This window comes from uncultured Marivirga sp., from assembly GCF_963974845.1.
Classification (GTDB): Bacteria; Bacteroidota; Bacteroidia; order Cytophagales; family Cyclobacteriaceae; genus Marivirga; species Marivirga harenae.
Genome location: NZ_CAXBEQ010000006.1, coordinates 1 through 25,136, shown reverse-complemented (window position 1 = coordinate 25,136; position 25,136 = coordinate 1). Strand labels below are relative to the sequence as shown.

Genomic DNA, 25,136 nt, shown 5'->3' with positions numbered 1-25,136 from the left:
GTGTTATAGTGACTCTTTTGCACAAATCATTTAAATTAAATTGGTTACTGATTGTAACAAATGGCTAAAAAAATCTGGAAGAGGGGTGTATTTTCTAATGCTTTATCATATTTTTACAAAGATAGCTTTTGGAAAAGGCTTCATATTAATCAATTCATTATGAACATATTTACAAGGATAGTCGAGTTTGGAATCACAGATAACATATCTGATTCCGTTAAGACTAAAATAAGATTAGGGAATATTCTTAATTTGGCTTTGATTATTATCATTAGCTTTTATGCTATAATTTCTGGTTTAGTCATTCCTGAGGTTCTGCCATATTGCCTATATGGCCTAGTCGCTTATGTTATCGTATTGAGTACCTCCTATTTTGGATTGAATGTTCTGAGTAGATTTCTAATGTCTATTATGCCGGCATTGGTAATAGGAATGCTACATGCAGTTATCATGCAAGCAGAAGATATGATTCTCAAGGAAATTTATGCCTTCCAAATTGTCGGTTCTTTAATTGCATTTAGCTTATTTGATTATAAAAGAGCTCAGTTTTGGTTGCCAGCATTTATCATTTCCATAATTCCAGTCCTCTACATTCATGAATTAAATAACTATTTTGATACCAGCTTTGACAACTCCACCTTTCAGCAAGCCTGGATCAGGACTACAGTTCTGTTTGGAGCGTTCTTGTTAGGAGGGTTTCTATTTATCTTTTTGCAGAGACTCAATCAAAAAGAATTCGACAAAGCACAAGAGCTTACTAATCAATTTGCCGATGAAAACCGAAGAGCCACAGAAAAGGAGAAAGAACTAGAAGAGTCTTTAGGTCAACTCGAAAAAGCACAAATTGAAGAAAAGAAAAGGGCATGGGCTACAAAAGGTTTAGCGGAAATAGGCTCACTCCTAAGAGGAGAAGAGGATTTAAAAGTATTAACAGATAAGATTATCACCTTTGTGGTGAAGTATTTAGAGGCTAATCAAGGAGCATTATTTTTATTGGAAAATGAAAATGATCAGGATTTGATGCTTACCCTAAAATCTGCATACGCCTTTAATCGTAAAAAGCATTTGGAAAGAAAAATGAATCCTGGAGAAGGTTTGGTAGGTCAATGCTATCTAGAGAAAGATTATATTTACTTAACCGAAATTCCTGAAAGCTATATTACCATTAAAAGTGGTTTAGGCGATGCTAATCCAAGATCAATTCTGATCACTCCAATGATTGTGAATGAAGAAGTCTACGGCATTTTTGAAATTGCATCATTCCATACCTTTGAACAATACCAAATAGATTTCATGTTAGAAATGGGGGAAAATATTGCCATGCAACTAAACAGCCTCAAAAATAACGAAAAAACCAAGCATCTTTTAGCTGAAATGCAGGAGCAATCAGAGCAATTGCATTCGCAAGAGGAAGAGATGAGGCAAAATATGGAGGAATTGCAAGCCACTCAAGAGCAACAAGAGCGACAAGAAACAGAGTTGAGATCGGAATTAAATGACGTTAAAGAGGCCAAAGAAAGAATAGAAAAACAGTTAGAGCAAAAGGAAAAATTAATTGATCAATTGCAAAAAGGCTAACAACCACTTATCAGCAAAATAATGCAATTATAAATCTATTTATTGCAGTTAATAATTATTGGAATACATTTGTAAAAAAAATTACATCAACGTGCATATACTTACCGCAAAGAACCTTAATAAAACATTTCATGAAAATGTAGCGCTTCATAACTTGGAATTAGAAATCCCAAAGCACTCAATTTTTGGCTTGTTGGGTCCAAATGGAGCAGGAAAAAGTACTTTTATTAGAATTGTAAACCAAATCATTAACGCTGATAGCGGTCAGATCCAAATCAATGGGGAGAATTTAGCTCCAAAGCATATTGGTACAATTGGCTACCTCCCTGAGGAAAGGGGCCTGTACAAAAAAATGAAAGTTGGCGATCAACTTTTGTATCTGGCTCAATTAAAAGGCCTTTCAAAAAAAGAAGCTGTACAAAAAATTAAGGCTTGGTTGGAAAGATTTGAGGCATCGGATTGGTTAGATAAGAAAATCGAAGACCTATCTAAAGGAATGCAACAAAAAGTGCAGTTCATCTCTACGGTGATGCATGAACCGGAATTGATAATTTTAGATGAACCTTTTTCGGGTTTTGACCCTATTAATGCCAATCTGATAAAAGATGAGATTTTAAGCCTGAGAGAGAAAGGAAGCACTGTTATTTTCAGTACACACAGAATGGAGTCGGTTGAGGAAATGTGTGACTATATTGCATTGATCAATAAATCTGAGAAGATTTTAGACGGTGAAAAATCTACAATCAAAAATCAATTTAAATCCAATCAATATACTTTAGTACATAGAGGCAACGGTATTTCAACTAATGATACCTTCAATCTGGAAAATAAATCAGAATTGGGCGATGGGTTACAGCAATCAACCTTAAAATTGATATCAGGCTCCTCCTCTAATCAAGTACTACAGGAATTGATTAATCAAAATGTAGATATTGTGTCATTTCAAGAGGAAATTCCATCCATCAATGACATTTTTATCCAATTAGTAAAAGGAGATAAACAAAACATTCCAACAACATAACCTTAAAATAACCATCAGATGAGCAAGATAGGCTTAGTAATTAAAAGGGAATTCGACAGCAGAGTTAAAAAGAAAAGTTTTTTATTAGCAACCATATTAGTTCCATTACTTTTTCCTGCAATAATTGGCGGTATGCTGTATTTCGCTATAGAAGAATCCAAAAATGCTGAACAACAACAAGTTTATGTTTTGGATGAAGCAGGAACCTTTAATTTCGAAAACGATAACAAATATGCTTTTGAAGAATTAAACATCAATTTAGAGGAAGCTAAAACTATATTTACTGAAAGTGAGGCTTACGCACTTTTGTATTTACCAAAATTGGAATTGAGCGATCCGCAAGGGATCACCATGTACGCCAAAAAGAATCCTAGTTTGCAAGCCAGCTCCTATTTTGAAAATCAAATAGAATCTCAAATTCGAGATCAAAAATTAAAAGCTAGCGGAATTAATGAGGAGGAATTAGAAAGTTTAAAAACCAATATAAGCTTAAGTACTATCAACGTATCCGATTCTGGAGAGGAAAAAGCGAGTAGTGCAGGCGTTGCTTATGGTATTGCTTATGCCTTTAGTTTTCTTGTTTATATGTTTGTTTTGATTTACGGAAGTCAAATCATGCAAGGCGTTATTGAGGAAAAATCGAGTAAAATCGTTGAAATTATTGTTTCTTCTGTGAAGCCATTCCAACTTATGATTGGAAAAGTAGTAGGAGTAGCTTCAGTGGGCTTATTACAGTTTGTAATTTGGGTAGTTTTGATTTTTGTTCTATCATCAGCTGTTTTTAGCATGTTTGATTTGAATCCTGCCGATATGCAAACTGCCCAGCAAAGTATGTCGGGCATGAATGGCAATACCGAAGCACAGGAAATGATGGAGAATTCTAAAGTAGGGGAAATACTCAATATTGTTTATGATATTCCTTATGCCTACTATATATCAGTTTTTGCTTTTTTCTTTGTCAGTGGATATTTATTGTATGGTGCCCTATTCGCAGCAGTTGGATCAGCGGTCGATAATATCTCCGATGCTCAGCAATTCACCATGCCGATTACCATGCCTATGATTATCGGGTTCTTAGGAACCTTCATGTTCGTAATGCCGGAACCGGATGGGAATGTTAGCTTTTGGTTGTCCATTATTCCCTTCACAGCTCCTGTAGCCATGATGGCCAGGGTTGCCTTTGGTGTTCCTGCTTGGGAACTGGCTTTAAGCATGGGACTGATGATCGTTGGATTTATTTTTACTATTTGGATGGCTGGCAGAATTTATAGAATTGGAATATTAATGCATGGTACTAAAGTGAATTACAAGACCCTATTGAAATGGGTGAAAACAAATAGTTAGTGGCCAACTTGAGTTACTTTTTATATAAAAAAGCTAACAATTGAACTTCCATTAAATAGATATGATCTATTTGAAATTTGTCATATGTCAGCAATTTTTAGTGAATACTATTTTATAATCCAATTTAGTAGAATGATTTTATTATCTTGAACAGACTATAGAAGCCAGAACTATTGATAGATTTTGTTAAGATTCTCATTTATGTTTTAGGAAGTATTTTGATACTTATCAGCTTACTTCCTTTAATTCGTCATGATTATTGGACTTTTCGTGTTTTTGAGTTCCCTAGAGCGCAAAAGTGGGTTTCAAACCTAATCATAGTCATTGCCTCCTTTCTCACATTCACCGCTGAAGAATACTTTTCTTACGGTTTTATACTATTACTTATTGCAAACCAATTTTATTTAACCTATCAGATTTATCCATATTTACCCTTTGCAAAAAAGCAGATTGATTCTGTGCCAACTGACCGAAAACCTAGCATTAAACTATTAATTGCCAATGTTCTGCAAGGTAACCGGGACTGGGGAAAATTGGCCAAAATGGTACAGAAAGAGCAATCTGATATTGTATTACTTTTAGAAACTAACGAATGGTGGAAAGAAAAATGTGTCAATGCTTTTGGTAATGATTATAAGTATCATGTCCTAGAAGATAAAGAGAATACTTATGGTATGCTTTTATTTTCAAAATTGGAGCTTATCAATACAAGAGTTCACCATTGGATTAAAGATGACATTCCGTCAATTGAAACGGATATCAAGTTGAATAATCGTTTAATAAAACTATATGCGATTCATCCAGAACCCCCAGTACCGTCTGAAAATCCAAAATCTACAGCTCGTGATGCTGAGATTTTACTGGTAGGACAAAAAACCCAGGCTGATAAAACACCCACAATTGTGGCTGGTGACTTGAATGATGTGGCATGGAGTTACACCACGGAGCTATTTTTAAAAATTAGCGGTCTATTGGATCCGAGAAGAGGTAGAGGATTTTTCAGTTCCTTTCATGCAAAGCACAGTATTGCCAGATGGCCGTTAGATCATGTTTTTTGTTCAGGACATTTCCGACTGCAAAAAATGAAAAGAATGAGCGATATTGGATCCGATCATTTTCCTATGTTTCTGCAACTGAATCTTGCCAAAACAAATGACGATAGTGATGAATTGGAATTAGAAAAAGAAGATAAGATCTTGTCAAAAGAAAAAATTGAAAAGGCTTAGCAGCAGATGAAAGCTGAAAGGCGTACAACTTAAATGAATGATGAAAACACGGTCAGTCTAAATACCTAACTAAAAAGAAAACTGACGCAGGTTTTTGCTATTCTTAAAATAAGGTTAATTACTAATACAATTCCTTCTCAAAAGTGAAAATTACGGTGTTCAGCTGTCCTCTGCTATCTTTCAAAAAAAGTTCAATTACCATTTCGTTGTTAGCTATAGTCTTTACTTGCATGAAACATCCATCCTCACGATAAAAATACCCGTCCTTGTTTGATCCTACTAATTCAAAACTTGCAATATTAGGCCAATATCTGGCTCCAGCGCCTGTCCTGGAGATAATATTTTTAGCAATCAATAAAGAAAAATCCAAATCTATTGATTTCTTCTCTGTTTGATCAAAGGATTTGGTGCAAAGCCAATTCCCTTGAATTTCTTCTTGTATATTTTGATAGTTTACTTCCATCTTAATCGATCTCATTTATTAACATATCCCGTCTTGACCGAAACCCAAAATGATCCATTTTCCTTTTAGTTGAAAATTCCTGCTGGCCAATGGTAGTATCATTGATCTCATTCATTGGTGCTAGCAATTCAGTTGAATACAAAAAAGTAGAAATACCAATATTGCCAGGTGAGTTCATAGGAACCCACCAAAAGGCAATAATTGATATAACTAAGAAAAACTTCATCCCCTAAGCTTTTTATCAAAGTTCGATGGATAATCTAAAATTGGCAATACCCAAAAATGGGTATTTTTATTTCTCATAAGCTTCAGCATGAAGTAAAATATGTTCTGAAAGTCTCATTTAATTCATTTTTTCTGTATAATTTGTTTCTAAAGAAGTACAGACGGTATACATATCTGAATAAATTAAACTAGTACTATTTTATAGCATAGATCAGAATTTTGATGTTGAAAGTTTTGACCTACGCAAGCTTTTAAATGAGCTTTTTCGAGAGGATATTACCGATTCTTGTCTTATGAAAACAAAAGCTCTGAAAGGTCTAATTGTCAATATTTAATAGAGAAGTTTTAGCATCCTTGCTTTAACTACAGCGAAAAAATAACAACAAAAAAATTCAATGATAGCTGTAATGATGATGATGAAAGGGAATGTCAGGCTAAATGTGAAGCGAGTTGTTATAAATGTTGCTAAAATGATCTTAGATAATATGAAGAAAACCCTTACAAACCTCGCATGCATCATGATACTTGCTGGTGTATGTTTTTTTGGCACCACTCATAAGATAGTCGCCCAAAAATCCCCTTTTGACGAAACGCTGAAGGTTTTTGAAACTAGTTTGATGGTTTTTTTTGAATCAAAGTTATTTTTAGAGATACATACATCAACGGCTTCTGGAAAAACAGCCTTATATGCTGAGTTGCAATTAGTCAAAATGAAGGCTGAATTTATCAGAACAGATCTGACTAAAGGTGATTTATATTCAACATTGAAATCATCAAAAAACTCTGCGATTATTTCCCTAACATATGGTTTGCTGGTTTTCGACCAGCTAGACTTTAAATTCGCAGATTATTTCTTAAATAAGATGACGAATCGAGAAATGCTAGATCAAAAGGAAAAGAGCTGTATTTTAGCTACTCTTAAAGAGCATAAAGTAGATGAAAAAAGAATTGGAGACTTTTCGAAAACAGATAGATCCAAGGATCTTCAATTATATTTTTCCAAATTATTAGGATTTTTTACTGGATGTAATTCTTAAAAGACATAACAAGTTAAAATAAAAGGGCTTGTTTTACTCAGTATAAAAAACCCTTTTTACTCTCTCTGAGATATTGGTAAGGATTTCGTATGGGATTGTACCAATCGCTTCTGCCATTTCAGAAATATCGGGATTCTCTCCAAAGACAATCACTTCATCTCCTGCACGACATTCGCTATTGGTCACATCTACCATTGTCATGTCCATGCATACATTGCCGATAACCGGAGCCAATTTTCCATTGATCATCACTTGTCCAACACCTTGGCTAAATTTTCTATTGAACCCATCTGCATAACCAATTGAAATCGTGGCAATTTTCATTTCTTCATGAGCCACCCCTTTTCTTGAATAGCCAATGGTTTCCCCTTTTCTAATTCGCTTTACTTGTGAAATTACAGTTTTTAAAATTGAAACTGATTTTAATTGGCTACTATGAAGGCCTGTGGGATCGATTCCGTACAAGCCGATTCCCAATCGCACCATATCAAATTGGTAGTCTGGAAATCGGCTGATACCTGGACTGTTTAATAGATGTAATATTGGTTTATAGCCTATATGATCAATTATCGCATCTGCTGATTTCTTAAATGACATAGCTTGCTGAGCAGAAAATCCATTGTGCAATGCTTCATCAGATCCAGCCAGGTGGCTAAAAATGGAGCTTACTTTTAATTGGGGATTGTCCTTTAATAGTGACTTTAAAATATCCATTTCCACAGGCTCAAAACCCAACCTATGCATGCCTGTGTCTAACTTCAAATGGATTCGAAATTGCTTCTTTTGGTTTCGAGTATAGCTAGCATAATCTCTGAAAATTTCCTGGCTGTACAATTCTGGTTCTAAATCATATTGGTGGAGAAGTTCAAATGACCTTGGATCCGGATTCATGACCATAATGGGTAATTTAATCCCGTGCTGGCGCAAAACTACCCCTTCATCTGCATAAGCAACTGCTAAATAATCCACATTCTGAAATTCCAGCCAGTTAGCAATCTCATGACTACTACTGCCATAAGCAAATGCTTTTACCATCACCATGGTTTTAACATTGGGCTTTAATCTCGACCGGTAAAGGTTCAAATTATGGGTTATTTTATTGAGGTCTATTTCTAGAACGGTTCCATGGATCTTTTGCTCTAATCTCTGAACAATTGACTCAAAACCAAACCTCCTAGCTCCCTTGATGAGAATTACTGCCTCTTGAAAAGGATGATCTTTTTCATATTCTAGAAAGGAATTGGTGTCTTCAAAATTAATAACCTGCCCCTCGTAATGATTTGACAGCAGTGAAATTTCATCTCCTATCCCTACGATCAAGTCGAGCTTCTCAGAAGAAATTCTTTCTGCTAGCTGTTTGTACAAAATTTTTGAACTGAGTCCAGTTTCTAATAAATCTGATAAAATGAGAACCCTCTTTTGATACTGCTTTTGCTGACCAAAAAATTGCAGGGCTGTATCTAAGCCGACCAAATCATTATTATAGGAATCATCGACCAGGTATGTATTGTTCTTACCTTTTTTGGTTTCCAACCTCATATTTAGAGGTCTCAGATCATTTACTGTATTTTGAATTATTTTGATAGGTAGCCCTTCGTGCAATAATAAAAGCAAACAATGCGTGATATTTTCCAACGAGGCATAATCCTGAAAAGGCACATGAAAAATATGAAATTGCTCATCAAAAGGAATTCGAATAGCAGTTCCATTTCCACGTTCTTCCCTTTCCACAAAAAAATTAGAAGTGTTATCCTCAAATGACCATCCTATAAACTCTTTTTCTTCAAGTCTTGGAATATTATGTAGCGAATTAGAGACTTCAGGGAAATCTTTACAAAATATGATGGTTTTTGCATCTTTAAATAACAGAGCCTTTTGATTTGCTTTTTCTTCCAAACTAGAAAACCCTTCATCATGAGCAGTGCCCAAGTTCGTAAAAATTCCAATTTCAGGTTTGATAATGGCTTCCAATTTTTCCATCTCCCCCAGCTTGGATATACCTGCCTCTATTATTGCATAATCTTGATAGTTATTCAAATGCCATAAAGATAAAGGCACTCCTACCTGTGAATTATAGCTTCTTGGACTTCTATAAACTGAATAAACTGATTCAATTAATTTTCCCAACCATTCTTTTACAATGGTTTTGCCATTGCTTCCCGTAATGCTTATTAATTTACCAGTAAAGCTTTTTCTTTTGTAACCAGCTAAAGACTGCAGAGCTTCCACACTGTTATTAGACTTAAAAAAATTGGCATCAGGGTAATTAAGGCTACTAATTTCTTGATCAATAATGAAATTTCTTATCCCTTTTTTATAGAGTTCATCAATGAAATCATGACCATTGTGGCGCTCTCCCTTTATTGCGATAAATAAATTTTTAGGATTGGTGACAGCATTCCTACTGTCTATGTAAATATTCTCAATAGTTCTATCTTTTCGGAGCTGATAAATATCTCCATCTAGAATAGTAGGTAGGGAAGAGAATTCAATTTTCAAATTATAGGACAAAATGAATGATACAAAATGAATATAAAAAAAGCTTGCTCGAAAGTTAATTGCATGGTGTTTTGCAATATTTCCATTGATATAAAATGGAAATTAGTCTCAAGCAAGCCTAGATGATCTATTCTCCAGCGTTTTCCGGTTTAGCAGACAGGTTTTCTAACACCTCTTTTAGAGGAACCCGCGCACCGTCTTTGTAAGGTACGATCCAAGCCTCTTTAACGCCCATTTTTCTTAAAGTCTTTTTGAACCGATCGGCCTCCCAATAATCTCTAAATCGTCCTAGAGTAATTCTTTGTAAACCCTCTTCCGTCTCTTCTCCACTGAAATTGGGATTATTTTTGAAGTATTCGGACATATCGATATTTTCAAAAGCTCCTACTTGCACTTTAAACCAAGTTCCGCTTTCATCCAATGCATTTGGCTCGCTATTTTGACCTTCTTTTACCTTTTTTGCCATCTCGTTGGCCCTTTGTCGTTGTGCTTCAGCCATTGCTTTCGCCTCCTGCGCCTCTTGTCTCGCGGTAGCGATTTCAGCATTTTTATTGCTTAACTGCCCTTTAAGATTTTCCACTTCTGAATTTAAGCTGGCAACTGAACTTTTCAAACTCTCATTCTCTTCAACCATTGCCTTCATCTGCTCCGGATTTCTTTTGAGCTCTTTGGCCATTTTTTTCATTTCCTTTTTTTCCTTCCTGCTAAGTTGAGCGGAAACGGAAAATGCCATGCAAAAAATCATTAAAATGGCGATTAAACTTATCTTGCTTTTCATATCATCAATTCGGTTAATTCAATTTTGTACAACTAAAGTAAGTAAATAACTACTATAAAGACAAATAATACTATTTATTGTTTTTTCAAACTGCCGATCATATCCTCTGGTTTTACCCACTGATCAAATTCCTCTGCGGTCAAAAATCCTAGATTAACAGCCTCATCTTTAAGTCTAGTACCATTTTCATGAGCCGTCTTAGCTATCTTGGCTGCCTTCTCATATCCAATTTTGGTATTTAATGCAGTTACCAGCATCAAGGAATTATCTAAATGTTCTTTTATTCTTTCGTAGTTGGGTTCGATTCCAATAGCACAATTATCATTAAATGATACACACGCATCTCCTATTAATCTTGCGGACTGAAGAAAATTAGCCGCCATCACTGGTTTGAAAACATTCAATTCATAATGCCCTTGCGTGCCCCCTACTGTTATTGTAACATCATTTCCCATTACTTGAGCACAAACCATAGTTAAAGCTTCTGCTTGAGTAGGATTTACTTTACCCGGCATGATTGAAGAACCAGGTTCATTTGCTGGAATTATGATTTCACCAATTCCGGATCTTGGTCCTGAAGCTAATAATCGAATATCATTTCCGATCTTATTCAATGAAACAGCAATCTGCTTCAATGCTCCGTGAGATTCTACTATTGCATCATGAGCTGCCAAAGCCTCGAATTTATTTTCAGCCGTTCGGAATGGCAATCCTGAAAACTCTGCAATCTTTTTGGCAACTAATTCCGAATATCCATCTGGTGTATTAATTCCAGTTCCAACCGCTGTTCCGCCCAGCGCTATCTCCGATAGGTGATCAAGTGTATTTCTCAGCGCTTTCAAGCCGTGGTCCAACTGTGAAACATATCCGGAAAATTCCTGACCTATGGTTAAAGGAGTTGCATCCATTAAATGTGTCCGTCCAATCTTTACAACTTTTTCGAAGGCTTTTGATTTATCCTTTAATGTATCTCGTAACTTTTCAATCCCGGGAATAGTAGTCTCTATGACCATTTTATAGCAGGCTATATGCATTCCGGTTGGAAAGGTATCGTTAGATGATTGGGATTTATTCACATCATCATTAGGATGGACTAATTTATCATCCTCATATGTTTTTCCGGCCAAGATCTGAGCTCTGTTCGAAACCACCTCGTTTACATTCATATTGGATTGTGTACCGGAGCCCGTTTGCCACACTACCAAAGGAAACTGATCGTTATGCTGATTATCTAAAATCTCATCACAAACCTTTGAGATTAAATCTCTCTTTTCTTCACTTAAAGCACCTAACTCGTGATTGGTATGTGCCGCTGCCTTTTTGAGGTAAGCAAAGCCGTGCACTATTTCCAAAGGCATACTGGCTTCAGCACCTATTTTGAAATTATTTCGACTTCTTTCTGTTTGGGCGCCCCAATACTTATCAGCAGGCACTTTCACATCACCCATTGTGTCTTTTTCAATCCTATATTCCATTTCCAAATGTATTTTTCGATTAACAGCGTAAAATTACAACTAATCACATGAATTGCTATGATAAACTGTGAAAATCAGCATGCTAATAAATGATTATAATCAAACCAAATATTAAATAAGTCATAGTTTTTTAGTAAATGATAGAAAATTCCAATATTTTTGCACCGCATCAAATGAAAGGCTTAAATGAATAACCTATATAGAAGGCTGATGATAAGCTTACTTATGATCTTTGTCTGCGTCTTATCAGTAAGCTATTGTCATCAATTAAAAGAAGGAGGAAAAAAGGTAATGTCCTCTTTACAAGACATTTCGACAGGCTCAACTGGCTATGCGGTATTCCCGTAAAAAGTGATTATTCAAAATATTTACTGTAAGAGTACATCTCATTCCATTAAAACCATTATTCAAAATAATCATAGCAATTAAGTTATATATATGATGAGTATTCTGAATTGTCGCTACAATTTGTATAGCCAGATTCATGAATTTCCCTTCAGGACGCCCTATAAATATTGAACCCAAGTATTATTCTTGTAATTCAAACCACCTCCAAACAGGTCTCAAAAATAGTTTAAAGACACATTTTTGCAATTATTTATATGTAATCTAAATAAAAGTAGTTTTTTATTTGTAAGCAATCTAAATAAAATTAATTTTGCATCATCATTAGAATCAATCTAAATACAAATATTAATTTTGCAAAAAATGATCAAGTTAAGATTACTAGGATTATCACTATTGGCAGCTCTTGCCTTCACTGCTTGTGACGATGAAAACACTGTTAGTGAAAATGATGGCAACTATGAAATTCCATCGACTTATGATTTTGAAAATGTGAGCTATACAGGACAAATCCAAAGATTGGATATGTTAGATGAATTAACAGTTTACATGAAAACTGCTAACAACGGAGAAGTTTTAGACGCTCAGGCAATGTTGGATATGTATGCTAACGAAAACAATGCTTTTAACAATACAGAATTGAATGAAGCTGATAGCAAAGAATTGGAAAATAAAACAGTTGAAGGAGACATCAGCATGTTTCAGGAATTCATCAGAGATTTTGCAGCGGCAACGGCCGAGGCTGATGGCGGTGTAGGAAGCAATGGAACACCAGGTGTTGTAACCTCCAACGATGGTTCAAAACAATATTTCTTCGATGCTAACGGTATTGAGCATATCCAATATATCGAAAAAGGTTTGATGGGCTCATGCTTTTATTTCCAAGGAGTTTCTATCTATTTGGGTTCTGATAAAATGGATGTAGATAATGAAGAAATAGAGGAAGGAAAAGGAACAGCAATGGAGCATCACTGGGATGAGGCCTTTGGTTACTTAGGAGTAGCAACTGATTTCCCAGGAAATCCTGACGGGGCGAGATTTTGGGGTAAATATTCTAACGGAAGAGATGGTTTACTGGGCACAAATGAGGCTTTAATGAATGCCTTCATTACTGGACGAGCAGCTATTTCAAACCAAGATTTAGAAACTAGAGATGAGCAGATCGAAATCATCAGAAATGAATGGGAAAAAGTATCCGCTGGAACAGCTGTTCATTATTTGAATGCAGCGAATCAAGCATTTGCAGATGACGCCATTAGGAACCATACTTTATCAGAAGCTTGGGCTTTCATCCATGCATTGAAATACAATCCAAACAAAAAATTAAGCAATGCTGAAATCGATGGGGTTTTAGAAGAATTAGGTGATAATTTCTACGAGATTACCACCGATAATATCAATGCTGCAAAAGCGACTTTGGTTGAAGCTTACGGATTTGAAGATTTTCAAGACCAACTATAATACATAATGAGAAATTTAAGATTTTCTTTCTTCATATTAATAGTTTCTGTTTTTTTCGCTGCCTGTGATAATGAGTCAGGCAGTGAAAAAGTGGATTTTGACAGACAGACTTTTCTAGTTAATATGGCTGATAATGTAATTCAGCCATCTATAGAAAACTTTGCCTTAGAAGCAGAGGGGCTTTCTGTTGCAACTAACTCTTTTAATGAAAATATTTCACTTGAAAGCTTGGAAGTTTTACGTGCTGAACTGAAAGAAGCCTGGTTAGTGTACCAACACTTGGCATTTGTGCAAGTTGGGCCGGTTGCCAATGTTAATTTAAGGGACAGAGTCAATATCTTCCCTGCCAAAGCGGATGTTATTGAAGAAAATATAAATACACAAGATTATGTTTTGGGTTCTGCTTCTAACGTGGCAGCCAAAGGCTTCCCAGCATTGGATTATCTATTATTCGGTACTGGAGAGACTAACGAGGACGTTGTTGCATATTTTGGGAATCCTGATTTAGGAAATAATCGCTTGCAATATTTAACTGATCTGGTGGAAGATATTCAAACAGTTTCTAATATAATTTCACAAGATTGGCCTGATTATAGATCAACTTTTGTTGGAAACACCGGCACTGACGTAGGAAGTGGAACCAGCTTATTAGTCAATGAATATAATTTTCAATTTGACATAAGGATTAAAAATGCAAAAATCGGTTTTCCTGCAGGGGGTAATCCTAGAACGGGTGGCGTGCTTTCTCCTCAGGATGTGGAAGCCTTTTACTCTGGTTGGTCTGGTGAATTAGCAGAAAAAGCAGTTCTATCCTCCATACAGGTTTTTAAAGGAGAACACTTCAATGCCAATGAAGATGGTCTTGGTTTAGATGACTATTTATTAGCCCTAAATGCCAAAACACGTGATGATCAAGATTTAAGTGTGGCCATTATCAATCAAAAAACCTTGGCCCTAGAAGAAATGGAGAAAATTTCCAATCCTTACAGTGAGGTAGCCTCCGCTGAGGGAAGTCAATTGGTTGAGGTGTACAATGCTCTACAAGCTGTAATCCCATTAATAAAGGTGGATATGACTTCAGCTATGTCTGTTTCTATCACTTTCCAAGATAATGACGGTGACTAAGTGGCTTCCCAAATATCGCCTCAATCAAGTAAAGCATATTGCACCATTAGCTACCTTTCGGGTAGCTTTTGGTATTATGATGCTTGCCTCCATAATTCGCTTTTGGGCTAATGGTTGGATTGCCAAACAATACATTGATCCTGACTTCTACTTTCCATATTTAGGTTTCGAGTGGATTCAGTCATGGGGAGACCCAGGTATGTATATCCTTTTTGCCCTGATGGGAATTGCTGCAATTGGAATTGCACTAGGAGCCTTTTACAGATGGAGCGCAACCTTGTTTTTCGTAAGTTTCACTTATGTAGAGCTGATAGATAAAACCAATTATCTCAATCATTACTATTTTGTGAGCATCATTGCTTTCTTGTTGATCCTCGTGCCAGCGCATAAAGCCTATTCACTTGATGCTTGGCGCAAAAAGAAGCAAGAATTTTATGTTCCAGCTTGGAGCATCCACATTATTATTTTGCAATTAACATTGGTCTATTGCTTTGCCGGACTGGCTAAACTCCAAGCTGACTGGTTATTAGAGGCTCTTCCTTTAAAGATATGGCTCCCTTCAAGAGCGGACACCCCTATCATTGGACCATTACTAAATTATAAATTAACCGCCTACTTATTCAGCTGGTTTGGCGCTTTTTATGATCTGTCTATTCCTTTTTTCTTGTTATGGAAAAGAACAAGAATTTTTGCTTATCTAACAGTTATTGTTTTCCATTTCATGACAGCCGCTCTCTTCCAAATCGGAATGTTTCCTTACATCATGGTGGTTAGTACGCTCATATTCTTCTCAGAAGATTTCCATAAAAAACTTTGGCACAAAATCATGCCTATACAAAAACCGCTTCTAACCCACTCTTCTTACTTCTACAAACCAATTGTTTTACAGTATTTCTTAATAATCTTCTTCGGCTTGCAAATTTTATTGCCGTTCAGATATGCATTATATCCTGGGAAGTTGTTTTGGACTGAGCAGGGTTATCGTTTTTCTTGGCGGGTAATGCTAATGGAAAAGGTGGGCTATACACAATTCACAGTAAACCTACCTGAAAAAAATAAGGCATTTGAAGTAATTCCAAGCCAATATTTAACTCCGGTACAGGAAAAAATGATGAATACTCAACCGGATATGATACTGCAATTTGCCCATTTCCTCAGGGATCAATATCAATCTGATTATAATTCAGAAGTGGAAGTATTCGTGGAAAGCTATGCGACCATCAACGGAAAGGGTAGTCGTCCTTTCATTGATCCTGCGGTTAATTTGGCGACAGTAAAAAATAGTTATCAACACAAAAATTGGGTATTGCCTTATAATCAATGAGAAAACCGAATATCTATATTGTCATATTATTGATTAGTGCATTTACTAATTCTTTATTTGCTCAAGGTATAAGAGGAGTAGTTGAAGATTCTGAGAGTGAAAAAGGAATTGAATTAGCTGAAATTTTCGTCTTAGATAGTAATCAAAAAGCTGTGACCGATGGCAATGGAAATTATAAATTGAATCTGCCAGAAGGCAAATATAAGATAGCTGCATTTTACTTAGGGAGGCAAAGTGAAATCAAAGAGATTGAATTACATGGCAATTGGGAAACCATCAACTTTACTTTAAAACCCTTACTGGAAACTTTAGAAGAAGTAAAAACCATCGGTAAAAAATCAAAGGTTTTTAATATTACAAGGCTTAATCCTGTAGAAGGAACACTGATATATGAAGCCAAGAAAAATGAAGTGATAGCTGTTGATCAAATCAACGGTAATTTAGCCACAAATAATGCTCGACAGGTATTTGCAAAAGTGCCGGGCTTAAACATATGGGAAAGTGATGGTGGTGGTCTACAATTGGGAATTGGCGGAAGAGGATTAAACCCTAACAGAACCTCAAATTTTAATACGCGCCAAAATGGATATGATATTTCCGCTGATCCGTTAGGCTACCCAGAAAGCTACTATACTCCGCCAGTTGAGGCACTTTCCAAAATTGAGGTAGTGAGAGGCGCGGCCTCTTTGCAATATGGCTCTCAATTTGGAGGCATGATCAATTTCTTATTTAAGAAAGCTCCAGAAGGAAAGCCTGCCCAATTTCATACAAGAAATACAGCGGGTTCTTTTGGATTATTGAGCTCTTACAATAGCCTTTCTGGTAATACTGAGAAAATGGATTACTTTGTTTTTTATCAGAGAAAACAAGGTGATGGGTTTAGAGATAACGAATCATTTGAATCCAATACATTATTTGCAGATGTGAATTTCGATATAGGTGATAAATTATATTTATGCTTTGAGTTTACGCATATGGATTATTTGGCTCAACAAGCCGGTGGATTAACTGATAATCTTTTTGAGCGAGATCCAAGGCAATCAGTTAGAGAGCGAAACTGGTTTGGAATTGAATGGAATATACCTGCTATCATTCTAGACTACCGAATTAATGATAGAACTAAGCTAAACTGGAAGACATTTGGCTTAGTTGGCTCCAGAAAAGCTCTGGGTAATTTGGAAAGAGTAACTCAGGCTGATTTTCCTGAAGAAGAACGAAATCTACTTTGGGATGATTATGAGAACCTTGGCTCTGAATTAAGATTATTGCATCGATACGATTTTATGGGTCAAATTCAAGCATTAGCCGTTGGTGCAAGGTACTTTAGAGGAAATACACAACAGCGTCAGGGGTTAGGACCAGCAGGCTTTGATGCTGATTTCCAATATAATAATCCTGCTAATTTAGAAGACTTATCTTTTAGTTACCCTTCGGAAAACGTGGCGCTCTTTGCAGAAAATATTATTAACGTGAATAAGAGATTAAGCATCACTCCGGGTTTAAGATGGGAATATATCAGCACCAATAGCTCTGGTTACTACCGAAATATGGTGGAAAACCTTGCCGGAGATATTATTTTCGATACCACTATTTATGAATCTAAGAATTTAGATAGATCTTTTATGTTGGCCGGCTTAGGCGTGAGTTACAAAACCCCAGCTGATTTAGAAGTCTATGGAAATATCTCCATGAACTATAGAGGAATTAACTTCAATGACTTAAGAGTGAATAACACCAATATTTTGGTTGATTCTAATTTGCAAGATGAAAGCGGTTACAATGCTGATTTGGGTTTCAGAGGTAATTATAGCGACTTTTTAAATTTCGACTGGAGCTTATTCTATTTGGCCTACAATGACAGATTAGGAGCGCTTTTACGCTATGATGATGCTATCGATGGTTTCCCAAGAATCTATCGATATAGAACCAATGTTGGGAATGCAGCGATCGCAGGAATTGAATCATATACAGAAATGAACTGGAGTAAATTTTTAAACCCGCAACCCATTCATGAAATTAGTACTTTTTTAAATGCCGCGTTTATTAGAGGACGGTATGCTGAAGACAATATGGAAAGCTCCATTGCTGGAAATAAAGTGGAGTTAGTCCCGGATTTGAATATCAAGACCGGTATCAATTACAATTGGAAAAACTTTTCTTCCACTTTGCAATTCACCTATTTGAGTGAACAATTCACTGAAGCTACAAATGCTAAGAGAACTGCAACCGGAGTGGATGGGGTCATCCCTTCATTTCACGTCCTAGATTTGAGTGCAAAATACAAATACAAATTTGCTCAGCTTGAAGCAGGTATCAATAATTTAACGAACAACTATTATTTTACAAGAAGAGCTGTTGGCTATCCTGGCCCTGGAATTATCCCTTCTGCAGGGAGAAACTTTTATGTGACTTTGGATTTGAAGTTTTAATTCACACAGTCGCCAGTGTCTTTTTGGTGAGGATTGCTGATCCCACGCACTAAATAAAAGCTGAAAACTTCCTTAAGAGCCTTATCTAGCAGATTCTTTTCAATCGACACCCCCTTCGCCCCCCTCAAGGGGGGAGACGTACGAAATTACTTTTGCTTTTAATTTGATATTTCCACTTTATCAAATTGTAGTCATAAGCATTGATAAAATTAATTATTTATTGCTGATATAAATCTGAGCGATCTATCCCCTTGAGGGGATTATAGGGGTGTCTTTTACTATACCAAAGAATGATTTAAACTTATCTTACCATACCGCTTTTAAAAACAGTATGCCACAGCACCACCCCAATACTCACCGAAATATTCAAAGAATGTTTAGTGCCGAATTGGGGGATTTCCAAACAATGATCACTTTGATCCACGACTTCTTGCTCAACGCCATAAACCTCATTACCGAAAACATAGGCATATTTTTCATGCGGTTCAGGAGTGAATTTCTCTAAACTCAAACTATTCTCAGCTTGTTCAACACTCAAGATTTTATACCCGTCTTTTTTTAGTTTTTCAATCGCCTCCAATGTGCTTTCAAAATGCTCCCATTCTACAGTTTCGGTTGCCCCGAGTGCCGTTTTATTAATTTCTCTATGAGGGGGTTGGGCGGTTATTCCGCATAAATAAATTTTTTCAATTAAAAATGCATCTCCCGTTCTAAAGGCAGAACCTACATTATTCATGCTCCTGACGTTATCTAACACCAAAACGATTGGATTTTTCTTCACCTTTTTGAATTCATCAACTTCCAATCGATTCAATTCTTCATTGGCTAATTTCCTCATATTTTATCATCTTTGAACTGCAAAACTAAGAACATTTCCCTAAAAGCATGGCGAAGACTCAAGAAGCAAAGGAAACCCCTTTAATGAAGCAGTATAATCAAATAAAGTCCAAATATCCTGGGGCTTTACTATTATTCCGTGTGGGCGATTTTTATGAGACTTTTGGGGAAGATGCCGTGAAAGCAAGCAAAGTTCTTAATATTATTCTGACTAAAAGGGCAAATGGTTCTGCTTCCCATATCGAATTAGCTGGTTTTCCACATCATGCCATGGATAACTATCTCCCTAAATTAGTCCGTGCTGGGCACAGAGTAGCCATTTGCGATCAATTGGAAGATCCAAAATCAGTAAAGGGAATTGTGAAAAGAGGCGTAACGGAATTGGTAACCCCAGGCGTTAGTTTTGATGATAATGTGTTGGAAACAGGCAGGAATAATTATCTGGCTTCTATTCATTTTTCCAAAAACACTTTGGGGATTGCTTTTTTAGATATCTCCACAGGAGAGTTTATGACTGCTTCTGGAAATGCTCCTTATATCGACAAATTATTGCAAGGATTCCAGCCATCGGAAATCATTTATTCCAAGTCAGCTAGAGAGCATTTCTCTCAAAAATTTTCCGATGATTATAATGTCCATCATTTGGAAGACTGGATTTACGCTTTTGATTTTGCTTATGAAAAACTGACTAAGCAGTTCAAGACCAATTCATTAAAAGGATTTGGAATTGAAAACCTTGAGGAAGGAATCATTGCTGCGGGAGCCATTCTACATTATTTGGAAGAAACTGAGCATAAAAAAATTGAACATATTGCTTCCATCTCGAGAATTGAAGAGGAAAAATATGTTTGGATGGATAAATTTACAATCAGAAATTTAGAACTAGTTTATCCGCAACAAGAAGGAGGAATTCCACTTATTCAAATTTTAGATAAAACCCTCACTCCTATGGGCTCCCGCCAAATCAAGAAGTGGATGGTATTACCGGTAAAAGATAAGGCGATCATTGAGGAGCGCCTGCAAATTGTTGAGGCTTTTCATAATCGAAATGATCTGAAAGAGCAACTGAACACTTCATTAAAATCAATGGGCGATGTGGAAAGGTTGATTTCTAAAGTAGCTGTTGGGAGAGTAAATCCACGAGAGCTGAATCAACTGAAAAAGGCTCTAGGTTTAATGGTTCCCTTAAAAAAAGCATTGGACGAATCTGATGAGCAAGCTTTGAAAAAGCTTTCCAATCAAATTAATCTTTGTGAGTATTTATATGAATTGATAGATGGTCAATTGATGGAGGATGCTCCATTACATACCAATCAAGGAAACTTGATTAAAGAAGGAGTTGACCATGACTTGGATGAATTGAAGAAAATAGCTTTCTCAGGAAAAGATTATTTGCTTCAATTGCAGAAGCGAGAAATGGAAAAGACTGGAATAACTTCTTTAAAAGTGGCCTACAATAAAGTCTTTGGCTACTATTTGGAGGTGACCAACTCTCATAAAGATAAAGTGCCGCAAGAGTGGATTCGAAAACAGACTTTGGTTAACGCAGAAAGGTACATTACCGAAGAGCTAAAAGAATACGAGGAAAAGATTTTGGGTGCAGAAGATAAAATGGTGGTAATAGAGCAGAGGATATTTCATAGTCTATTACAAAATGCTATGGACTTTGTCAGCCCTATTCAACAAAATGCCAGAATTATAGCACAAGTAGATTGTTTACTGAGTTTTGCAGAAATCGCTCAAGCCAATGATTACGTGAAACCGACTATATCAGATAGTACCGCTTTAGATATTAAATTAGGTCGACATCCAGTAATTGAACAACAACTGCCACATGGTGAAGAATACATTCCCAACGATGTGTTTTTAGATAATGAAAGCCAGCAAATCATGATTATTACGGGGCCAAACATGGCTGGTAAGTCGGCTTTGCTTAGACAGACCGCGTTAATAGTTCTCATGGCACAAATGGGGTGTTATGTTCCGGCCAAATCAGCTGAAATTGGCCTAGTAGATAAAGTTTTTACTAGAGTAGGAGCATCAGATAATCTATCCAAGGGTGAATCAACCTTTATGGTAGAAATGACGGAAACCGCCAGCATATTGAATAACCTTTCAGATAGAAGCTTGGTTTTGATGGACGAAATTGGAAGAGGAACGAGCACTTATGATGGGGTATCCATCGCTTGGAGCATAGTAGAATTTTTACATAATCATCCGAAATCTAAAGCTAAAACATTATTTGCGACTCATTATCATGAATTGAATCAGTTAGCCCATGATTTTCCTCGAATCAAGAATTTCAATGTATCGGTGAAAGAAATCGATGGTGAAATAATCTTTTTGAGAAAGCTAAAAAAGGGAGGAAGCGAACACAGTTTTGGTATTCATGTCGCCCACCTTGCAGGAATGCCAAATCCAGTGGTTTTGAGAGCCAATGAAATAATGCATCATTTGGAAAAGGATAAGATTAGGGATAAAGCCAATCGAAAAATAGAAGCCGTCCCTAAGAATAATTATCAACTAAATATGTTCGAGGCCGATCCAGTCCTTTCTGAAATAAGAGATCTATTAGATCAACTAGATATTAATTCCATGTCACCAGTTGAGGCTCTTTTGAAACTCAATGAACTAAAAAGTAAGCTGAAATAATTCAGTTTTCTTTTTTGAGAGTTGATAGCATTCATTTGAGAAAAAGCTAAATAAATTTAATTCTGTAATTTTTTATCTCTCCAAAAGGATCAACTACAATTTACTTGTTTACTCATTTAAATTATATGTAGATACATATAATACAGATTCACCCTCTTCCCTGAAGTGTGCTTCAAAGGCGTCACAGCAGCAAAAGCTAAACATTTAACGCTAAAGGCTGTTTAAAGATCCTTATGGAAAAAGTTATAAACATTGAACAAGCACAAAAAGCAAAAAAGGATCCTATTGACTACTTATCTGATAATGTTGTGCTGCTATCACTTAATGAAAATTTTGATGTTCTTTCTGCCAATGAGACATTTTTGAAAGTCACAGGTCTTGATAAAAACACACTAGATAGATTAAACTTTTTCCAACACTTATGCAGTGAACTTCCTGATTATATTCAAGACGAATTAAGCTACTTACTCCGTCAACAAAAATCTTGGAATGGAAACTTTGCTTTTTCGAATGTCAATGGCTCATCCTCCTGGTTCCATACCAACATTATCCCTTCCAGAGATGAAAATGGGACCTATATAGGCTTTAATTTACTGGCAACAGTGGGTAAATCTCAACAAAGCATGATAACTGAAAAGGAAACAACGGAAAGTTGGATGAAAGCTATTTTCAATGATGCTGATGAAGTTAATATTTTAATTGGCTTAGATGGAGATGTAATTGAATTCAATGCAATGGCTTACGAATTTTTTTCATGGTACACTCACAAAGAACTAAGGCTGAATGAGTTTATTTTCCATTACTTTGGAAGTAGTTTTTCAAATACCTTCAAAGCACTTTTTGAAAAAACTAAAAATGGTCATAAACAAAAGTTTTGTAGATCCTTTAAAAATTTAAGCGGTTATGAAAAGGTTATGGATATGGAGTTGAAGCCGGTTTCGGATTCTGCTGGCAATATTATGGGTATCATTTTGACATCGACTGACATCACAGAAGAAGTAAATCTGGAAAAGAGAATTAAAGCATCCGAGAAAAAATTAGACGATATTGCCTTTATCAATGCTCATGAAGTGAGAGCTCCTTTAGCTTCTATTCTTGGTCTACTGAATTTACTGGATTTTGAAGAAGTAAATGAAGATAGTAAGGTCATCCTAAACCACTTGAAAAGCTCTGCTTTTAATTTAGAGAAAATAATCCTGAAAGTGTCTGAAAGCACTTATATCAGCTATCCAGACTCAATTAAATCAGCTTAAAATAATCCTCAACAAAAATTTATTTATTTGTGTTGCACATCGTCCATTATTTTCAATCAATAAATGACTACATATCAGTTGCCAAACTTGCTCAATAACGTTTCGGGAGCGTTGGGGTAGGGAAGGTTTTAAAAAAAGGTGTTTTCTTCTCTTTTAGAGCAATTTGCAAAACAACTCTCAACTGCGGATTTAACTTAACCTTTGGTTGGGCGCGATACCAAATCCAGAGAAGACAGATTCTTTACACTTTGTTTCGCAATCCCGTGCTTGAAATAGTAAATCTGTGAGATGAACCACTTTGAAACTTTTCCCTAGACATGGTCAATAGTTGTTCTGGCAGGGGAACCATATTTTTTATAATCAATTATTACTTATAGATTTCACCGATGCATGAGGACGGAATCATTCTATAATTAGCCATATACTGGCAAAAGGACCATCTCAGGGAACACGATTTAAAACTCTGCACATTGATTTTTATAAAAGAGTGTTCAATTCCTATCTAAATATTTCAGTCACAGAACTATTTTGTAGATCAAATCGTTCTGAATTTTCAAGATTTAAAAAGGGATTAGTCCTATCTTTGTACTTACTTATTAAATTACATACTATTTGAAATGGCAGTTGCAGTAAAAGAAAACCTAAAGATTCGAAAAAAAGGCAGTTGGAAAAAAGAAATTAGTTTTGCCATCGTCCATTTATTGCCATTAGGTGCAATTTGGACAGGTGCTACTTGGTTCGATTGGACTGTCTGTGCCTTCCTATATGTTTGGAGAATGTTTTGGGTAACAGGTGGATATCACAGATATTTCGCCCACAGAAGTTATAATACTTCACGCTGGTTCCAGTTCTTAATTGCTTTTTTTGCACAGACCTCTGCCCAAAAAGGTGCACTTTGGTGGGCTTCACATCACCGCCACCACCATAGAAACAGCGATACCCTGAAAGATCCTCACAGCATGTTGCATTTTGGTTTTTGGTATTCTCATGTGGGTTGGATTATTGGTTCTGATTTTAAAAAAACTGATTTTAAAGTAATTTCCGATTACAGCAAATACCCGGAATTGCGATGGCTAAATAGAAATTATTTGGTACCACCTGTCCTGCTGGCTCTATTAGTAATGGCTTTAGGCGGATTGGTCAATGGAGGTAGTATACTTGCCATGTTTACAGCTGCAGGCTTTTCCACACTATTTATTGGATTCTTTTTGAGTACGATCATTTTATATCATGCTACTTTTTCAATTAATAGTATAATGCATAAATTCGGTAACCAACGATACGAAACCGGGGATGAATCCAGAAATAGCGTTTGGTTAGCTTTATTGACATTAGGAGAAGGCTGGCACAATAACCATCATTATTACGAGACTTCCGCCAGGCAAGGATTCTTTTGGTGGGAAGTAGATTTAACCTATTATGGACTAAAGTTTATGTCAATGATAGGATTAATATGGGATTTAAAAGCTGTACCCAAACACATAAAAAAGTCAAGAAATAAGCAGGAAGCAAAAGAGTTAAAAGAGCAGTATAAAAAGCAGGTAGCTTAAATTTTTTTTAAATTTTTGTGAATTGCTATTGTATTTTAAAAGCAGCCTATTAAATTTGCAATCCCATTGAGGGAAAAGCGAGAGTAGCTCAGCTGGTAGAGCGCAACCTTGCCAAGGTTGAGGTCGCGAGTTCGAACCTCGTCTCCCGCTCAAAAGTTAGATAAGTGAGCATAAGGCTCACTTATTTTTTTGACACATACCACCTTCTTAGCCGGGATGGTGAAATTGGTAGACCTGTCTGCCTTCAATTATGAAAGTTTAAAGACAGGCAGGCACGCAAGACTTAAAATATTGTGAGCATTAGTTCAGCTAAAGGAGTTTGGACAAAATGGTATAAAAAAATTAAAACCTTAATTTATTCAATGCTTTTTAGCATGAATTAAATTAAGCCGGGATGGTGAAATTGGTAGACACGCAAGACTTAAAATCTTGTGAACATTAGTTCGTGCGGGTTCAAGTCCCGCTCCTGGCACAAAAGCTTCTCAGTAATGAGAGGCTTTTTGTGTTTTATGGC

The 25,136-nt window shown here is 36.1% G+C and carries 18 protein-coding genes and 2 tRNA genes; 14 read left to right on the top strand and 6 right to left on the bottom strand.

Annotated elements, in window-relative coordinates; genetic code table 11:
* Positions 1-159: 159 nt before the first annotated feature.
* From AAC601_RS13805 to AAC601_RS13790, 4 genes are all read left to right on the top strand, one after another.
* Entirely contained in the window at positions 160-1,578 is a 1,419-nt protein-coding gene (locus AAC601_RS13805) for a GAF domain-containing protein (RefSeq protein WP_303271417.1), read from the top strand.
* A gap of 91 nt (positions 1,579-1,669) precedes the next feature.
* On the top strand, positions 1,670-2,599 hold the full coding sequence (locus tag AAC601_RS13800) for an ATP-binding cassette domain-containing protein (protein WP_340153588.1): 930 nt from the start codon (positions 1,670-1,672) through the stop codon (positions 2,597-2,599).
* An 18-nt stretch (positions 2,600-2,617) separates the two neighbouring features.
* Positions 2,618-3,943: an ABC transporter permease gene (locus tag AAC601_RS13795; RefSeq protein WP_303271415.1), complete on the top strand. Its 1,326-nt coding sequence runs from the start codon at positions 2,618-2,620 to the stop codon at positions 3,941-3,943.
* Positions 3,944-4,116: 173 nt separating this feature from the next.
* Complete coding sequence (locus AAC601_RS13790) at positions 4,117-5,169, top strand: endonuclease/exonuclease/phosphatase family protein (RefSeq protein ID WP_340153587.1); 1,053 nt, start codon at positions 4,117-4,119, stop codon at positions 5,167-5,169.
* A 121-nt stretch (positions 5,170-5,290) separates the two neighbouring features.
* Here AAC601_RS13790 and AAC601_RS13785 read toward each other — a convergent pair whose 3' ends face one another.
* Positions 5,291-5,647: a hypothetical protein gene (locus AAC601_RS13785; RefSeq protein WP_340153586.1), complete on the bottom strand. Its 357-nt coding sequence runs from the start codon at positions 5,645-5,647 to the stop codon at positions 5,291-5,293.
* Positions 5,634-5,858, bottom strand: a complete 225-nt coding sequence (locus AAC601_RS13780; protein ID WP_340153585.1) for a hypothetical protein — start codon at positions 5,856-5,858, stop codon at positions 5,634-5,636. The genes AAC601_RS13785 and AAC601_RS13780 overlap by 14 nt, the downstream gene beginning before the upstream one ends.
* A gap of 394 nt (positions 5,859-6,252) precedes the next feature.
* On the opposite strand from AAC601_RS13780, the gene AAC601_RS13775 reads away from it, so the two are divergent.
* Complete coding sequence (locus AAC601_RS13775) at positions 6,253-6,894, top strand: hypothetical protein (RefSeq protein WP_340153584.1); 642 nt, start codon at positions 6,253-6,255, stop codon at positions 6,892-6,894.
* A 33-nt stretch (positions 6,895-6,927) separates the two neighbouring features.
* On the opposite strand, the gene AAC601_RS13770 is transcribed toward AAC601_RS13775, so the two are convergent.
* From AAC601_RS13770 to fumC, 3 genes are all read right to left on the bottom strand, one after another.
* On the bottom strand, positions 6,928-9,393 hold the full coding sequence (locus AAC601_RS13770) for a bifunctional UDP-N-acetylmuramoyl-tripeptide:D-alanyl-D-alanine ligase/alanine racemase (RefSeq protein ID WP_340153583.1): 2,466 nt from the start codon (positions 9,391-9,393) through the stop codon (positions 6,928-6,930).
* 127 nt (positions 9,394-9,520) lie between these two features.
* Positions 9,521-10,171 (bottom strand): Ezrin/radixin/moesin family protein, encoded by a 651-nt coding sequence (locus AAC601_RS13765; protein ID WP_303271409.1) that lies wholly within the window; start codon positions 10,169-10,171, stop codon positions 9,521-9,523.
* A 74-nt stretch (positions 10,172-10,245) separates the two neighbouring features.
* On the bottom strand, positions 10,246-11,646 hold the full coding sequence (fumC, locus tag AAC601_RS13760) for a class II fumarate hydratase (RefSeq protein ID WP_303271408.1): 1,401 nt from the start codon (positions 11,644-11,646) through the stop codon (positions 10,246-10,248).
* 708 nt (positions 11,647-12,354) lie between these two features.
* Here fumC and AAC601_RS13755 point away from each other — a divergent pair.
* Genes AAC601_RS13755 through AAC601_RS13740 form a run of 4 tightly spaced genes read left to right on the top strand, consistent with a single transcriptional unit; the run spans position 12,355 to position 18,330 of the window.
* Positions 12,355-13,452, top strand: a complete 1,098-nt coding sequence (locus tag AAC601_RS13755) for a DUF4856 domain-containing protein (protein WP_303271407.1) — start codon at positions 12,355-12,357, stop codon at positions 13,450-13,452.
* A 6-nt stretch (positions 13,453-13,458) separates the two neighbouring features.
* Positions 13,459-14,577, top strand: a complete 1,119-nt coding sequence (locus AAC601_RS13750) for an imelysin family protein (RefSeq protein WP_340153582.1) — start codon at positions 13,459-13,461, stop codon at positions 14,575-14,577.
* A complete protein-coding gene (locus AAC601_RS13745) occupies positions 14,564-15,901 on the top strand; it encodes an HTTM domain-containing protein (protein ID WP_340153581.1) in 1,338 nt (445 codons plus the stop codon). Before AAC601_RS13750 ends, AAC601_RS13745 begins: the two co-directional genes overlap by 14 nt.
* Positions 15,898-18,330, top strand: coding sequence for a TonB-dependent receptor (locus AAC601_RS13740; protein ID WP_340153580.1), 2,433 nt, complete (start codon positions 15,898-15,900; stop codon positions 18,328-18,330). The genes AAC601_RS13745 and AAC601_RS13740 overlap by 4 nt, the downstream gene beginning before the upstream one ends.
* Before the next feature lie 301 nt (positions 18,331-18,631).
* Here AAC601_RS13740 and AAC601_RS13735 read toward each other — a convergent pair whose 3' ends face one another.
* Positions 18,632-19,168 carry an RNA methyltransferase gene (locus tag AAC601_RS13735; RefSeq protein ID WP_340153579.1) on the bottom strand — a complete coding sequence of 179 codons (537 nt, stop codon included), beginning with the start codon at positions 19,166-19,168 and terminating at the stop codon, positions 18,632-18,634.
* Positions 19,169-19,215: 47 nt separating this feature from the next.
* Between AAC601_RS13735 and mutS the strand changes: the two genes are divergently transcribed.
* The 5 genes from mutS (at position 19,216) to AAC601_RS13710 (ending at position 25,094) form a co-directional block, all read left to right on the top strand.
* Positions 19,216-21,819 (top strand): DNA mismatch repair protein MutS, encoded by a 2,604-nt coding sequence (gene mutS, locus AAC601_RS13730; RefSeq protein ID WP_340153578.1) that lies wholly within the window; start codon positions 19,216-19,218, stop codon positions 21,817-21,819.
* Positions 21,820-22,052: 233 nt separating this feature from the next.
* Positions 22,053-23,072 carry a PAS domain-containing protein gene (locus tag AAC601_RS13725; protein ID WP_340153577.1) on the top strand — a complete coding sequence of 340 codons (1,020 nt, stop codon included), beginning with the start codon at positions 22,053-22,055 and terminating at the stop codon, positions 23,070-23,072.
* Positions 23,073-23,689: 617 nt separating this feature from the next.
* On the top strand, positions 23,690-24,622 hold the full coding sequence (locus AAC601_RS13720) for an acyl-CoA desaturase (protein ID WP_340153576.1): 933 nt from the start codon (positions 23,690-23,692) through the stop codon (positions 24,620-24,622).
* 77 nt (positions 24,623-24,699) lie between these two features.
* Positions 24,700-24,772 (top strand) — tRNA-Gly (locus tag AAC601_RS13715).
* Positions 24,773-25,010: 238 nt separating this feature from the next.
* Positions 25,011-25,094 (top strand) — tRNA-Leu (locus AAC601_RS13710).
* The last annotated feature ends 42 nt before the right edge of the window (positions 25,095-25,136 follow it).